11 protein-coding genes are annotated in these 14,627 nt (G+C 69.8%); 4 read left to right on the top strand and 7 right to left on the bottom strand.

Annotated features, from left to right (window positions below; genetic code table 11):
* Window positions 1-2 precede the first annotated feature (2 nt).
* The 3 genes from A4R43_RS31265 to A4R43_RS31255 form a co-directional block, all read right to left on the bottom strand.
* Window positions 3-2,093 carry a PhoX family protein gene (locus A4R43_RS31265; RefSeq protein WP_113695368.1) on the bottom strand — a complete coding sequence of 697 codons (2,091 nt, stop codon included), beginning with the start codon at window positions 2,091-2,093 and terminating at the stop codon, window positions 3-5.
* A gap of 163 nt (window positions 2,094-2,256) precedes the next feature.
* On the bottom strand, window positions 2,257-4,302 hold the full coding sequence (locus tag A4R43_RS31260) for a PhoX family protein (RefSeq protein WP_113695367.1): 2,046 nt from the start codon (window positions 4,300-4,302) through the stop codon (window positions 2,257-2,259).
* 89 nt (window positions 4,303-4,391) lie between these two features.
* Entirely contained in the window at window positions 4,392-5,609 is a 1,218-nt protein-coding gene (locus tag A4R43_RS31255) for an MFS transporter (RefSeq protein ID WP_113695366.1), read from the bottom strand.
* A 99-nt stretch (window positions 5,610-5,708) separates the two neighbouring features.
* On the opposite strand from A4R43_RS31255, the gene A4R43_RS31250 reads away from it, so the two are divergent.
* Together A4R43_RS31250 and A4R43_RS31245 are read left to right on the top strand one after the other, a co-directional pair.
* Window positions 5,709-6,359 (top strand): HAD family hydrolase, encoded by a 651-nt coding sequence (locus A4R43_RS31250; protein ID WP_113695365.1) that lies wholly within the window; start codon window positions 5,709-5,711, stop codon window positions 6,357-6,359.
* Window positions 6,360-6,526: 167 nt separating this feature from the next.
* The gene (locus A4R43_RS31245; RefSeq protein ID WP_113695364.1) at window positions 6,527-7,171 is read left to right on the top strand and encodes a hypothetical protein; all 645 of its coding nucleotides are present in this window, start codon (window positions 6,527-6,529) and stop codon (window positions 7,169-7,171) included.
* Between the two features lie 244 nt (window positions 7,172-7,415).
* On the opposite strand, the gene A4R43_RS31240 is transcribed toward A4R43_RS31245, so the two are convergent.
* Together A4R43_RS31240 and A4R43_RS31235 are read right to left on the bottom strand one after the other, a co-directional pair.
* Window positions 7,416-8,501: an inositol-3-phosphate synthase gene (locus A4R43_RS31240; RefSeq protein ID WP_113695363.1), complete on the bottom strand. Its 1,086-nt coding sequence runs from the start codon at window positions 8,499-8,501 to the stop codon at window positions 7,416-7,418.
* A 58-nt stretch (window positions 8,502-8,559) separates the two neighbouring features.
* Window positions 8,560-9,135 carry a PadR family transcriptional regulator gene (locus tag A4R43_RS31235; RefSeq protein ID WP_113697998.1) on the bottom strand — a complete coding sequence of 192 codons (576 nt, stop codon included), beginning with the start codon at window positions 9,133-9,135 and terminating at the stop codon, window positions 8,560-8,562.
* A gap of 266 nt (window positions 9,136-9,401) precedes the next feature.
* Here A4R43_RS31235 and A4R43_RS31230 point away from each other — a divergent pair, with 266 nt between their 5' ends.
* Both A4R43_RS31230 and A4R43_RS31225 read left to right on the top strand, forming a co-directional pair.
* Window positions 9,402-9,806 (top strand): DUF5318 domain-containing protein, encoded by a 405-nt coding sequence (locus tag A4R43_RS31230; RefSeq protein WP_113695362.1) that lies wholly within the window; start codon window positions 9,402-9,404, stop codon window positions 9,804-9,806.
* Window positions 9,807-9,885: 79 nt separating this feature from the next.
* Window positions 9,886-12,558, top strand: a complete 2,673-nt coding sequence (locus A4R43_RS31225) for a transglycosylase domain-containing protein (RefSeq protein WP_113695361.1) — start codon at window positions 9,886-9,888, stop codon at window positions 12,556-12,558.
* A 73-nt stretch (window positions 12,559-12,631) separates the two neighbouring features.
* On the opposite strand, the gene A4R43_RS31220 is transcribed toward A4R43_RS31225, so the two are convergent.
* Window positions 12,632-13,474 carry an amidohydrolase family protein gene (locus A4R43_RS31220; RefSeq protein ID WP_205215114.1) on the bottom strand — a complete coding sequence of 281 codons (843 nt, stop codon included), beginning with the start codon at window positions 13,472-13,474 and terminating at the stop codon, window positions 12,632-12,634.
* Window positions 13,475-13,518: 44 nt separating this feature from the next.
* A complete protein-coding gene (locus tag A4R43_RS31215; protein ID WP_113695360.1) occupies window positions 13,519-14,577 on the bottom strand; it encodes a Gfo/Idh/MocA family oxidoreductase in 1,059 nt (352 codons plus the stop codon).
* Window positions 14,578-14,627: the final 50 nt, after the last annotated feature.

The raw sequence follows: 14,627 nt of genomic DNA, 5'->3' as shown, positions 1-14,627 counted from the left end.
GGTTAGCGGGTGCCGATCTTGCCGGGGCGGCCACGCGGGCCCTTGCGCCACACCGAGACGATGGACGGGCGCGGCTGCGAGTCGCCGCCGTCCGGCCAGTGCGAGGTGGGGCTGCCCGAGTTCGGCGCGTCCTCACCGGGGTGCTGCACGGCGACCAGCACCACGTCCGAGGTGACCACCGGGCCGCAGGCCTCGCCGCCGGCGGGCACCGAGAGGAACTGCTGCACCTTGCCGCGTTCCGGCCCGGTCACCGGCACCGAGAACAGCCCGTCGTTCGAGCCGAGCGCGTTGCCGTCGGTGGAGATCCACAGGTTGCCGTGCGGGTCGAAGGCCACGTTGTCCGGGCACGAGATCGGCGAGACCTGCGCCTTGTCGAAGCCGCCGAAGTAGGTGTCGGCGGTCTTCGGGTCACCGCAGACCAGCAGCAGGCGCCAGTTGAACCTGGTCGCCGTGGCGCCGCCGACCTCCTCGAACTCCAGCACGTGCCCGTTGCGGTTGCCGTTGCGCGGGTTGACCTCGTCCGGCCCGCCCTTGCCGGCGGCACCGCGGTCGGAGTTGTTGGTCAGCGCGCAGTAGATGCGGCCGTTGACCGGGTTCGGCTCGATGTCCTCCGGGCGGTCCATCTTCGTCGGCATCACCTTGTCCGCGGCCTGCCGGGTGAAGACGTACACCTCCTCGGCGGTGAATCCGTCCACAAAGGACTTGTTGCCGGCGGCCAGCGGGATCCACTCGCCGGTGCCGTCGAACTCGCCGTCGGCGGGCAGCTTGCCGGTGCCGTCGATCTCGCCGACCGGGCTGTCGCCGGTGAACCGGCCGACGTACAGCGTGCCGTCGTCGAGCAGGCTCGAGTTGTGGCGGCGGGCGTGCGCGCTGTTGCCCTTCTTGAACTTGCCGTTCGACACGTACTTGTAGATGTACTCGAAGCGCTCGTCGTCACCGGAGTAGGCGACCACGCGGCCGTCCTCGGCGATCTTCACCGCGGCGCCCTCGTGCTTGAACCGGCCGAGGTGGGTGTGCTTGATCGGCTTCGAGTGCGGGTCGTGCGGGTCGATCTCGACCACCCAGCCGAACCGGTTGGGCTCGTTCGGCTCCTTCGTCACGTCCCAGCGCTTGTCGAACCGCTCCCACTTGCGGGTGCTCGCGGCACCGGAGAAGCCGTAGCGCTTGAGCCGCGCGGCCTGCACCGGGTCGGTCACCGCGCCCGCGTTGGCGAAGTACTGGTTGACGTTCTCCTCACCGGAAAGCACGGTGCCCCAAGGGGTCACGCTGCCCGCGCAGTTGTTCTGCGTGCCGCGCACCACCTTGCCGGTCGGGTCGGCGGAGGTCTTCAGGTACGGCGAACCGGCCGCGGGCCCGCGCACCTCGAACTCGGTGTTCAGCGTGATGCGGCGGTTGAAGTAGCTCGGCACCACGCGCAGCCCGCCGTGCACCGGGTCGCGGAACGCCTGCACCACGGACAGGCCGTGCGCCGCCCAGGCGATCTTGACCTGCTCCTCGGTCGGGTTCTGCGGGTCGTACTGGTCCACCGGGAACATGTGCACCTCGGTGGTGTACTCGTGGTTGACCACGAGCAGGTTCGAGATGCCCAGCGGGTCCTGCGGGATCAGCCCGACGAAGTCGTTGTTGTAGCCGAACTGCTTTTCCTGCGCGGCCGCGGTCTGGTTGCGGAAGTCGAATTCCGGCGCGCCGGGCAGCACCGGGTCGCCCCAGCGGATGACAACGCGCTGGTCGTAGCCTTCGGGAATGACGACCGCGTCGGTGGTGTTCGGCGGCACCGGGTCGAAGTCCGTGCCGGGCACCGACTGCGCGGGCTTGCCCGGCTTGCCGCGCCCCTCCGCGTGCACCGGGGCCGCGGCGGCGGTGCCCGACAGCGCGGCGAAACCACCGGCGGCCGCGGCCATCACCGCGCTGGCCTTCAGCGCGCCACGGCGCGAAAGCACGTTCTTCGCGACGTCGCCGAAGTACTCGTTGTCGGAGGTGTTCGGTTCGGGGTGCGCGCAGGCGTTGCCGCAGCGGTACTCACAGGTGACCGACGAGCGGCCCCCTGGGTGCGACGTGAGCAACGGCAGAAGCCGCTGAGGCTCGACGGACACGGTGCCTCCATGGTGGTCCAGTCAGGGGAACGCCGTGACGTTAAGCGACCAAGGAGAGCCCGCTCCGACTTGCACGTGAACAGCAGGCGAACGCGGTGTGGCACGCGCCACGCGCCCGCGCCTGCCACCCCGCGATGACCAGGTCATTCCCGTTGAACCGAGGTCAACCGCCGATATCGGACAACCCGTGCCGACCGGGCTTCCAGACCGCCACCACCGACGGCCGCGGCACGCTGGCGCCGCCGTCCGGCCAGTGCGAGACGGGGTTGTCGGCACTCGCGCCGTCCAGTTCACCCGGATGCTGAACACAGACGGTGACCACTTTGTCGCCGACGATCGGGCCGCAGGTCTCCGCGCCCTTCGGCACGGTCAGGAACAGCTTGAGGTTGCCGCGCTGCTTCCCGTCGAGCGGCACGCCGTAGAGCCCGTCGTTGATGCCCAGCGCGCCCGCCGAGTCGGTGGAGATCCACAGGTTGCCGTGCCGGTCGAAGGCCACGTTGTCCGGGCTGGAGATCGGCGAGACCTGGTCCTTCGGGAAACCGGCGAAGTAGGTGTCCGGCGCGGCCGGGTCCCCGCAGACCAGGAACAGCCGCCAGCTGAACTTCAGCGCCAGCGCGTCCCCGCCGGCTTCTTCGAACTCGAGCACCTGGCCGTGCTTGTTGTTCAGCCGCGGGTTCGGCTCGGTCGCGCCCTCCTTGCCGGGATTGCCGCGCTCGACGTTGTTGCTCAGGGCGCAGTAGATCCGGCCGGTCTTCGGGTGCGCCTGGATGTCCTCCGGGCGGTCCATCTTGGTCGCGCCCACCTTGTCGGCGGCTTCGCGGGTGAACACGTACACCTCTTCGGCGGTCATTCCGTCCACAAAGGACCTGTTGCCCGCGGCGAGCGGGATCCACTCGCCGCTGCCGTCGAATTCGCCGTCGCTGGGCAGTTTCCCGGTGCCGTCGATCTCGGCGGCGGGGGAGTCACCGGTGAACCGGCCGACGTACAGCGTGCCGTCGTCGAGCAGGGTCATGTTGTGGCGGCGGGCGTGCGTGCTGTCGCCCTTCTTCACCTTGCCGTTCGAGACGAACTTGTAGATGTATTCGAAGCGCTCGTCGTCGCCGGAATACGCGACCACCCGCCCGTCCGCGACGATCCGGATGTTCGCGCACTCGTGCTTGAACCGCCCGAGGTGCGTGTGCTTGACCGGCGTGGATTCCGGGTCGTGCGGGTCCAGCTCGATCACCCAGCCGAACCGGTTCGCCTCGTTGACCTGCTTGGTCAGGTCGAACCGCGAGTCGAAGCGCTCCCACTTGCGGACCGTCCCGGTGCCCTTGATGCCGTAGCGCGCCAGGCGTTTCCTGGTCTGCTCGTCGGCCACCAGGTCGGCGTTGGCGAAGTACTGGTTGACGTTCTCCTCGCCGGACAGGATCGTGCCCCACGGCGTGACGCCGCCCGCGCAGTTGTTCATCGTGCCGAGCACCACGGTGCCGGTCGGGTCGGCGGAGGTCTTGAGCAGGTCGCTGCCCGCGGCCGGGCCGGTCACCTGGAACGGCGTGTGCAGCGTGATGCGCCGGTTGAACCTCGACGGCTTCGGCCGGTACTGCCCGCTCCACGGCGACCTGGTCACCAGCACCACGGTCAGCCCGTGTGCCGCCCACGCCACCTTGACCTGCTCCTCGGTCGGGTTGTTCTCGTCGTAGCCGGGGAACATGTGCGTTTCGGTGGTGTACTCGTGGTTCGTCACCAGCAGCGCGGCCAGCCCGGCGTGGTCGAACGGCAGGAGGGCGGCGAAGTCGCAGTTGTAGCCGAACTGCTTGGCCTGCGCGTCCCCGGTCTGCCGGGTGATGTCCCACGCGGGCGCGCCCGGCAGCACCGGGTCGCCCCACCGGATCACGATGCCCTGCTCGTAGCCGTCGGGCACGACGACCGCGTCGAGCGTGTTCGGCTCGACGCGCTCGAAGTCCAGTCCCGGCGGCGGCTTGGGCTTGCCCTGCTCGGGCTCGGCGAGCGCGGGCGCGGTGGTGGCGGCGAGCCCGCCGGTGGCCAGCGCGACCACCGCGCCCGCCTTCAGCGCGCCGCGGCGGCTGACCTCGGTCAGCACGTCGGCGAAGGTGGGGTTCGCCGAGGTGTTGGGCACTTCGTGGAAGCAGGCGTCACCGCAGCGGTAGGTGCAGGTGACGGCCGCGCGGCTGGATGAGTGGCCGGTGAGCAGCGGCAGGAGTTTCAACGCGGACCTCCAAGTTCGGAGATTCGACGCTAGGCCAACCGACCGGCGGAGGCCATCCCTCCGTTGGTCGGTTGTTCACCTCTCGTTCACTAAAACTCTTCGCCGACCAGCGCCGCGGTGGCCGGAACGCGGTGTTCGTCCGGTGTGCGCTGCCTGATCGCGAGCAGCGCGCCCGCCAGTACACAGAGGACAGCGGCGGCCAGGAACGGCGCCTGCGGCGAACCGAACCACTCGGCCACGTGCCCGACCACGGTCGCCGCGACCGCGCCGCCCATCCAGCGCAGGAAGTTGTAGCCCGCGCTCGCCACCGGCCGCGGCGCGTCGCTGACCGACATCGCGGTGCCGGTGAACAGCGTGTTCAGCAGGCCGGACACCAGCCCGGAGGCGATGATCGCGACCACCAGCACCGGCTTGCTCGGCACCATCATCACCGCCAGCAGCACCGCGTAGGCGAGCACCGCCACCACGGTCGCGTGCCGTTCGCCGAGCCGGGCCGCCAGCTTCGGGGCGAGCACCACCCCGGCCACCGCCACGCACAGGCCCCAGCCGCAGAACACCAGGCCGACCGCGATGGCGCTCCACTCCAGCACGAACGGGGACCACGCGAGCACGGCGAAGAAGGCCGCGGTGTAGAGCGCCGAGCCGATCGAGGTCCGCAGCAGGCCGCCGTGCCCGAGCGCGCGGATCGGGTCCAGCAACCGCACCCGCGGCCGCCGCTCGTGCTTGTCGCTGCTGAGGAACACCGAGCACAGCACCAGCGCGCCCGCCATCAGCACCGCGGTGCCGAGGAACGGGCCGCGCCACGAGATGTTGCCGAGCAGCGCGCCCAGCAGCGGGCCGACCGACAGGCCGACGCCGAGTGCCGCCTCGTACAGCAGGATCGCGCCAGCCTGCCCGCCGGTGGCGGCACCGACGATCACCGAAAGCGCGGTCGCGATGAAGAAGGCGTTGCCGAGTCCCCACACCGCCCGCAGCCCGACCAGCTGCTCGATCGAACCGGCGGCCGCGCACAGCGCGGTGGCCACCACGATCAGCGTGAGCCCGGTGAGCACGGTCCGCTTGGCGCCGAACCGCGCGCTCATCGCGCCGGTGAACAGCATCGCCACCACCTGCACGCCCAGGTAGGAGGAGAACAGCAGGGTCACCTCGGACGGCGTGGCGTGGAGCCCTTCGGCGATGGACAGCAGGATCGGGTCCACCAGCCCGATGCCCATGAAGGCGATGACCGCGGCGAACGCGGTGATCCAGACCTGCTTGGGCTGGCCCTTGATCGCGGCCAGCAGGCTCCCGTGGTTTCCGGCGCTCATCAGCGCGTTGCCTCCTCACGCACGACGGTGTTACTTAGCCATGCTAATTAAATTTGCTGAGCATGTCCAAGTAATCCGCCGCACAGGTACGGTCACCGCATGGACGCGGTGGTTTTTGATCTCGACGGGGTGCTGGTCGACTCGGAGCGGACCTGGGACGAGGTGCGGCGCGCGGTGGTCGCCGAGCACGGCGGCACCTGGCAGGACGGGACGACCAGGGCGCTGCAGGGCATGAGCACCCCCGAATGGGCGCGGCACCTGGTGGACGAACTCGGTGTCCGGCTCACCGCGGACGAGGTGGCGAAGGCGGTCGTCGACGGCATGCGGCAGCGGTACGCCGAAGGCCCGCCGGTGATCGCGGGCGGTCCGGAAGCGGTGCGCGCGGTCGGCGAGCGGTACCCGATGGCCATCGCGAGCTCGTCGCCGCCGGTGCTGATCCAGGCGTTCCTCGAAGCCACCGAGCTGACCGGACTGGTGCGCGTGGCGTTGTCCAGCGAGCAGGTGGACGCGGGCAAACCTGCCCCGGACGTGTACCTCGAAGCCGCGCGGCGACTCGGCGTCGACGCGGCGGAGTGCGCGGCGGTGGAGGACACCACGAACGGGTTGAAGTCCGCGCTGGCCGCGGGCATGCGCGTGCTCGCCGTGCCGAACCCGCACTTCCCGCCGGACCCGGCGGTGCTGGCACGGGTTTCCGCGGTGCTGCGCGACATCGGCGACCTGCCGCGGGCGCTCGGCCTGGCGGTGCGCTAGGCGCGGGCCAGCAACGGTCAACCCAGCCAGGTCACCCGTGGGCGCGCGCACGAACGAGCGAACTGCCCGGTACCGACGGGTGATCACCGCGGAGATCGATAACGGCCCCCGTCCCGGCGCGACTACCTGGTGCGAGCACCGGCAATCGGCGCGGGAAAGGGGCTGTGATGTTCATTCGGCGAATCGGGGTCACGGGTGCGGTGGTCGTCGCGGCGATGAGCGTCGGGGCACCCGCCTACGCGGTCGGTGAGGACGGGGTGGGAAACGCCGGGGTGGCCGCGGTGCCCGCGAGCAGCGGGCAGGTCACCCCGGTCGGCCCGCTCGCGGAATGCGACGTCTACGGCACGAACCAGGCGACGTCGGCCGAAGTGCGGCAGACCGGCGTCGTGCGCTACGGCGAAGCGACGGCGTCCTGCGTGCAGGACGAAGAAGCGGAGAAGAACCTGGTCCAGATCGAAGGCGACAGCTTCCAGCTCGACGCCTTCGTGACCGCGAGCAGACAGCGCATCCGCACCGGCGAGTACTCGGTGCGCTGCGAGGGCACCGCCACCGGCACCACCTACGCGCAGTTCACCATCCGCAACATCCGGGGCGTCACCCCGCCGAACCCGGTGGGGGAGAACGCCACCGTCTGGGTCAACGGCACGCTGCACGGCACCCCGGCGAAGGCGAAGGTGGTCTTCCGCGAAACCCTCAAGGACGGCACCGGCGGCCTCGACCTGACCGCCATGCACGTCTATCTCTACGGAGCGGACGACACCTCGCGCGGCCACGCGGCGATCGGCCGGGCGTCCTGCTCGCCGTTCGCCTGACGGTTTCGAGAACACGAATGTGGCTTTCGGAGCGGAAACGCCCCGAAAGCCACATTCGTGTTCCGGGCAAGGCACCGGGCCGGCGGCCGGCAACGGGAGACGACCACGCCCGCCAGCCCCACCTCCCCCATCCCGGTCCAAAGCCAAAAACACGGCGGAGGCCCCTTCGTCAAGGTACGTTTTCCAGCCTTGACGAAGGGGCCTCCGCCGTAGTCACAATCCGAAACCGGGGTGGAGTACCCGATCAGTTTTCGCCGGCGATGAACTTTTCGACGGCGTCGCGGGCGGTGGCGTCGTCGTACTGCTCCGGCGGCGACTTCATGAAGTACGAGGAGGCCGACAGGATCGGCCCGCCGATGCCGCGGTCCTTGGCGATCTTCGCGGCCCGCACCGCGTCGATGATGATGCCCGCCGAGTTCGGCGAGTCCCAGACCTCGAGCTTGTACTCCATGTTCAGCGGCACGTCACCGAAGGCGCGGCCTTCGAGGCGCACGTAGGCCCACTTCCGGTCGTCGAGCCACTGCACGTAGTCCGACGGCCCGATGTGCACGTTGCTCTTGCCGAGGTCGCGGTCGACCTGCGAGGTCACCGCCTGGGTCTTGGAGATCTTCTTCGACTCCAGCCGCTCGAGCTCCTTCATGTTCAGGAAGTCCATGTTCCCGCCCACGTTGAGCTGCATGGTGCGGTCGAGCTGCACCCCGCGGTCCTCGAACAGCTTCGCCAGCACGCGGTGCGTGATGGTGGCGCCGACCTGCGACTTGATGTCGTCACCGACGATGGGCACCCCCGCGTCGGTGAACTTCTTCGCCCATTCGGGGTCGGAAGCGATGAACACCGGCAGCGCGTTGACAAAGGCGACGCCCGCGTCGATGGCGGCCTGCGCGTAGAACTTGTCCGCCTCCTCCGAGCCGACCGGCAGGTACGAGACCATGACGTCGACCTCGGCCTCACGCAGCACGGAGACCACGTCGGCGGGCGACTCGTCGGACTCCTCCACGGTCTCCCGGTAGAACCGGCCGAGGCCGTCGAGCGTGTGCCCGCGCTGCACGGTGACGCCGAGCGGCGGGACGTCGGCGATCTTGATGGTGTTGTTCTCGCTGGCCACGATGGCCTCGCTGAGGTCGCGCCCGACCTTCTTGGCGTCGACGTCGAACGCGGCCGCGAACTCGATGTCCCGGACGTGGTACTCACCGAACTGGACGTGCATCAGCCCGGGCACACGCGAGGCGGGATCGGCGTCGCGGTAGTACTGCACACCCTGCACCAGCGATGCGGCACAGTTGCCGACGCCAACGATGGCCACCCGAACGCTGCGGCGGTTCTCGCCCATGCCGGATTCTCCTTTGGTTTCGTTCTTCACGTAGGTAGTCGCAGTGGTCGCCGAGCGCTCAGGGCTCCTGTGCCCGCTGCTCGGCCTGCTCGTGCGCGATCAGCTCGTTGAGCCAGCGCACTTCTCGTTCGCTGCTTTCCAGGCCAAGCCGGTGCAGCTCGCGGGTGTAGCGGTCGATCCTCTCCTCGGCCCTGGCCATGGCCGCCCGCAGTCCCTCACGCCGCTCCTCGACCCGGCGGCGGCGGCCTTCCAGGATCCGCATCCTGACGTCGGCCGGTGTCCGGGAGAAGAACGCGAGGTGGACGCCGAAGCCCTCGTCGTCCCAGGTCTGCGGACCGGCGTCGCCGAGCAGTTCGGCGAAGCGCTCCTTGCCCTCGGCGGTCAGCTTGTACACCCGTTTCCCGCGGCGGGCCGCCCACGCACGGCTCTGTGCTCGAGCGCCGGGATCGGGCGCCGGGGCTTCGCCGGCCTCCTCGACGATGAAGCCCGCCCGCTGCAACCGCCGCAAGGTCGGGTACAGCGAACCGTAGGAGAAGGTGCGGAACATGCCGAGGGTTTCGTGCAGCCGCTTGCGCAGCACGTAACCGTGCATGGGTGCCTCGTGCAGCAGTCCCAGCACCGCGAACTCCAGCACGCCGGCCACCCCCTTCCGGGAACAAACGACGCGCTCCGGCGTTGCTCCGTATTACTCCATCCGCGCGTCGCAACCTACCGGTCCACTATATCGCGCCGATACATCGAAGTGGCGTACGTAACCCTGTGGATCACCCGTTGGTTGCCGAATGACAGTGGTGGAATTCACCAGAGCGTTATCAGGTCGTCGGCGTGTCGCGTCCGGGCCGCGGGGCGCTAGGCAGAACGGCTCATCGTCACGGCCGCCGGGACACGTACTCTGTCAGCGTGCGAACCCACCGGCAGATCGTGGACTACGCGTTGCAGCGCCGTGCGCTGCTCGCCGAGGTCTACTCGGGACGCGTCGGCACCGCGGAGGTGTGCGACGCGGGCCCGTACCTGCTCAGGGCGGCCAAGTTCCACGGTCACCCCGGCCAGGCCGACTGCCCCGTGTGCCGCAAGGAGGTCCTCACCGAGGTCTCCTGGGTGTACGGCGACGAGCTGAAGCACGCCTCGGGTTCGGCGCGGGCTCCGGAGGAACTGGCGAGAATGGCCAACCATTTCGCCGAGTTCACCGTGTACGTGGTTGAGGTCTGCCGGACGTGCGGCTGGAACCACCTGGTGCAGTCATACGTCCTTGGGACCGGACAACCACATCCACGAACCCGGCCGCGGAGGTCGGCCGGGCAGTGATCCCAGCGTCACAGGGGCAAGCGAGAACCGATGACCACAGAACGGCGTCCCCCGAAACGCCGATCTGGGAGGCCTTTCCGTGAATGATCAGTACGGCCGAGGTTGGCCGGAAGAGGAGCCGGGGCAGTGGGACAACCCACAGAGCCCGCAGTGGCCCGGCGGCGGCGACCACCGCGCTCCCCGGCAACCCCAGCGTGGCAACCCCGAGTGGCCGGCCGCTGACGAACCGCAGTGGCCTGGCGAGCAGGGCGGCCGAGGCCGCCCGCGCAACGGCCCGCCGCCCGGCGGCCAGCCCGGCTGGCCGCAGGAGGACAGGCAACCCCCGCCCCCGCGTCAGCAGCACGGCGGCGGGTACCGCCCGCCACCGCCGGGGCAGCCGCCGCTGCCGCCACGCCGCCAGCCGCCGCGCCAGGAGGAGCCGACGAGCTTCGTGCCGCCGACCCCCGAGCGCGAGCCCGAGCTGATCACGCACCACGAGCACAACGGCACCGGTTATCCCGACGACCCGTACGACGAGTACGACCGCCGGGACAGCTGGCCGTCCGACGAGCACCAGGCCGCGTTCAACGAGTTCGGCGCGGACGACGGTGACGGGGACGGCGACAAGAAGCAGCTGCTGAGCCCCGCCCTGCGCAAGCGGCGCCGCTGGAAGCGGGTGCGGCGGGTGCTGTACGTGCTCGTCGGCCTCTTCGTGGTGGTGCCGGCCGCGGCGTTCACGGTGCTGTACTTCACCGTCGACGTGCCCACCCCGCAGGAGGTGGCGGCCAAGCAGGACAAGGTGGTCACCTACTACTTCGCCGACGAGTCGGAGCTGGGCAAGGACATCCCGCAGGGCGGCAACCGGGTGATGCTCCAGCCGGAGGACATCCCGCAGCACGTGCGCCGGGCGATTTACGCCACCGAGGACTCCACCTTCGAGACGAACTCCGGGTTCGACATCACCGGCATCCTGCGTGCGGTCTACAACCAGGTCACCGGCGGTGTCGGTGGTGGTTCGACGATCAGCCAGCAGTACGTGAAGAAGGCCACCGAGAACGAAGAGGGCACTCTCACCCGCAAGGCCACCGAGCTGGTCAAGTCCTTCAAGATGAACAAGCAGTACGACAAGGACGAGATCATCACCGCGTACCTGAACACGATCTACTTCGGGCGCGGCGCGTACGGCATCGAGACGGCGGCTCAGTCGTTCTTCGGCAAGCAGGCCAAGGACCTGACCACCTCCGAGGCCGCGCTGCTGGCCGGGCTGATCCAGCAGCCGGGCCGGTCGGAGAACCGCGCGGTCGCCGAGGAGCGCTGGCGGGTGGCGATGGACCGGATCGTGGACAACCAGTGGATGACCCCGGCCGAACGGGCGCAGGCCACCTTCCCGGTGCCGCGGCCGGTGGACGAGGTGCGCCAGCAGACCATCACCGGGCCGAACCTGCTGATGAAGAACCGGATCGTGGACGAGCTGGAGTCCAAGGGCATCACCGAGGACAAGATCCAGTCCGGTGGTTACAAGATCTACACCACGGTCGATCCGAAGGCGCAGGACCTGGCGATCAAGACGGTCGACGAGGTGATGAAGGGCCAGCCGGAGGACCTGCGGGAAGCGCTGGTCGCGATCGATCCGAAGACCGGTGGCGTGCTCGCCTACTACGGCGGCCCGAACACCAAGGAGGACCAGCGCGACTGGGCGAACACCCCGCGGCCGCCGGGCTCGTCGTTCAAGCCGTTCGACCTGGTCGCACTGCTGAAGACAAACAAGGGCCTCGGTGAGGTCTACGACGGCACGTCACCGCGGAAGATCCAGGGCGCCACGGTCCGCAACTCCGAGGGCGTGGACTGCAGTGCGCAGTGCTCGGTCGCGGAGGCGATGGAGAAGTCGGTGAACACCGTGTTCTACGACTTCGTGGCCAGGCAGACCGGGGTCGAGGAGGTCGTCGACGCCGCGCACCAGGCCGGGGTCAAGGCGCCGCTGACCGACGCCGACAACAACCTCTCCATCGGTGGTGGCCGGGGCGCGGAGGTGACGCCCGCCGAGATGGCGGCGGCCTACGCGACCTTCGCCGCGGACGGCATCCAGCGCGACTACCACTTCGTGTCGAAGGTGGTGAACTCGCGCGACGAGGTGGTCTACGAGGCCGAGGTCGAGGAGAAGCCGGCGTTCGCCGAGAACGACCCGGAGAAGAGCAAGCAGATCGCCGGGAACGTGACGAAGTCGCTGGTGCCGGTGCTGCCGTACTCGAAGCTCGCGTGCGCGGGCGGGTACGACTGCGCCGGGAAGACCGGTACGCACCAGTACACGCCGAAGGCGGGTGAGCCGGACAGCCTCGGCAACGAGAACTCGCAGGCGTGGATGGTCGGCTACGCGCCGACGGTGTCCGCGAGCGCGTGGGTCGGCACCGAGGCCGACAAGGTCATCCGGATGGCGAACAAGAAGAAGATCTACGGCAAGGACCTGCCCGGCGAGATCTGGAAGAAGTTCATGGACGGCTACCTCAAGGGGAAGCCGAAGGAGAAGTTCTCCGACGTCAAGCTGATCGGCAGGCAGGTGCCGACGGCGCCGCCGTCGAACTCGCAGAAGTCGCAGCCGCCGAGCCAGACGCCTTCGTCCGCGCCGCCGAGCGAGTCCACGAACCCGTCGGAGCCGCCGGACGAGGACCCGTCGGGCAAGCCGAGCAGCTCGGGCAGGCCGTCCATTCCGGGCGTCCCGAACCCGGGCCACGGCAACGGCGACCCGGCGAACGGCCGAGATCCCGACGACAACTGAACAGGCCAGAACACGAATGTGGCTTTCGGAGCGTTCTTCGCGCCCCGAAAGCCACATTCGTGTTCGGGGGTCCTCAGGCGGCCGCGGCGGTGCTGAGGAGCTGCGCCCGGTCCGCCGGGGAGACGTACGCGCCACCCGCCACGATCGAGTGAATCTTGCGGGTGTTCCGGATGTCGGCCAGCGGGTCGGCGTCGAGGACCAGCAGGTCGGCGACCTTGCCGCGGGTGACGGTGCCGTGGGTGGCGGACCGGCCGAGGTGGCGCGCGGGTTCCTTGGTCGCCGCCTGCAGGGCCTGCATGGGCGTGCACCCGGCGTCCACCAGGAAGGCGAGTTCGTCGTGGAGCGCGAAGCCAGGGAACACCCAGGGCGCCCCGGTGTCCGTGCCGGCCAGGATCGGCACGCCCGCCCGCCGCAGCGCGCCGGTGAACCGCAGCCGGTGTTCGAAGAGCGCCCGCTGATCGGGTTTCCGCCGCAACCGCGCCAGCGTCCACCGCCAGCTCTCCCGGATCGAAGGCGGAAGGTACTTCAGCCGGTAGTCGTCCGCCGAGAGCAGCGACGGCCGGTCGAGCACGAGGTGCCGCGCAAGCGCGGGCACGTGGGGCGGCGCCGGGCGGACGAACTCGGCCGGGTCCAGCGCCACGCGCCGCGGCGGCAGTGGTGGCGGCACCGTGGTGATCCCGTTCGCCAGCAGCAACGCCGGGTCACCGCCGTGCACCCGCACATCGCACAACCCCGGTACGACGAACTTCCCGCGCAGGTCGAGCTTGCGCACCCCGCGCGGCACGTGCGTGTCACCGAACCGCCCGAGCGCGGTGATCCGCCCGGCACGCACGACCACCGTCGCGTCCGGCCGCGGGCGGCCGCCGGTGGCGTCGATGACGGTGGCGTGCAGGAGCGCCAGGTCCGTTGGGGTCACCCATCGACTGTCCGTGATCCCGGCGCCGGAATCCCTACCGTGCGCTACCCCTTCCGCGGTGGGGTGGGCACCACACGCCGTTCCACGCCGGACACACCGGCCGCTTCGATCACCGCGAGCGCCTCGACCGCGGAGGCCGGGTCGACCGGGTACGCGCCTTCGCCACGCAGCGCGGCCGCGACCTCCAGGTAGAACTGCTCGTACTGCCCGGTCTCGGTCGGCACGCGGCGCGTGTCGTCCCCGGTGCCGAGCACGCCGTAGTCGCTTTCCGGCTCCACGCCCCAGCCGGGCTCACCCGGCTTCATGCCCGCCTTGATCTGCGGTTCCTGCACGTCCAGGCCGTACTTGGTGAAGGTGGCGCGGTTGCCGAGCACGCGGAACCGCGGGTTCAGCGTGGCGGCGAGCGCGGAGGTCCACAGGTGCGAGCGGACGCCGTTCGCGTGCGTCAGCGCGACGAAGACGTCGTCGTGCACCGCGCTGCCTTCGCGCCGCTTGTCCAGTTCGGCGTAGACCTCGGTGACCGGGCCGAACAACTGGAGCGCCTGGTCGACGATGTGCGCGCCGAGGTCGTAGAGCAGCCCGCCCGCCTCGGCGGGGTCGGCGAACTCGCGCCAGCTGTCGCGCAGCTTCGGCACCCAGCGGTCGTAGCGCGATTCGAAGCGGAAGACCTCACCCAGCTCACCGGAGTCGAGCACCTTGCGCACGGTCCGGAAGTCGGAGTCCCAGCGGCGGTTCTGGAACACGGTCAGCCCGACGCCGGCCGCGGTGGCCGCGTCGATCACCCGCTGTGCCTCGGCGGCGGTCGGCGCGAACGGCTTGTCCACCACCACGGGCACCCCGTGCTCGATGGCCTGCAGCGCGAGCGGCACGTGCGTCCGGTTCGGCGTGCTGATCACCACCAGGTCGAGCCCGCGCGAATACAGCTCGTCGGCGTCACCGAGGATCTCGGCGCCGGGGTGGTCGGCGGCGGCCTGCTCCGCCCGCGCGGGATTGCCGGTGACGATCGCCGCCACGCTCAGGCCCGGGGTCGCGGCGACCAGCGGCGCGTGGAACACCCGCCCGCCGGTGCCGTAGCCGATGATTCCCGCTCGCAAGTCAGCCATGCGCCCATTAAAACAACACTGTTTATTAATGGCAACACATGCGAGGATCG

This window comes from Amycolatopsis albispora, assembly GCF_003312875.1.
Classification (GTDB): Bacteria; Actinomycetota; Actinomycetes; order Mycobacteriales; family Pseudonocardiaceae; genus Amycolatopsis; species Amycolatopsis albispora.
Note: the sequence above shows the minus strand (reverse complement) of the source record. Positions and strands in the feature narration are given on the sequence as shown.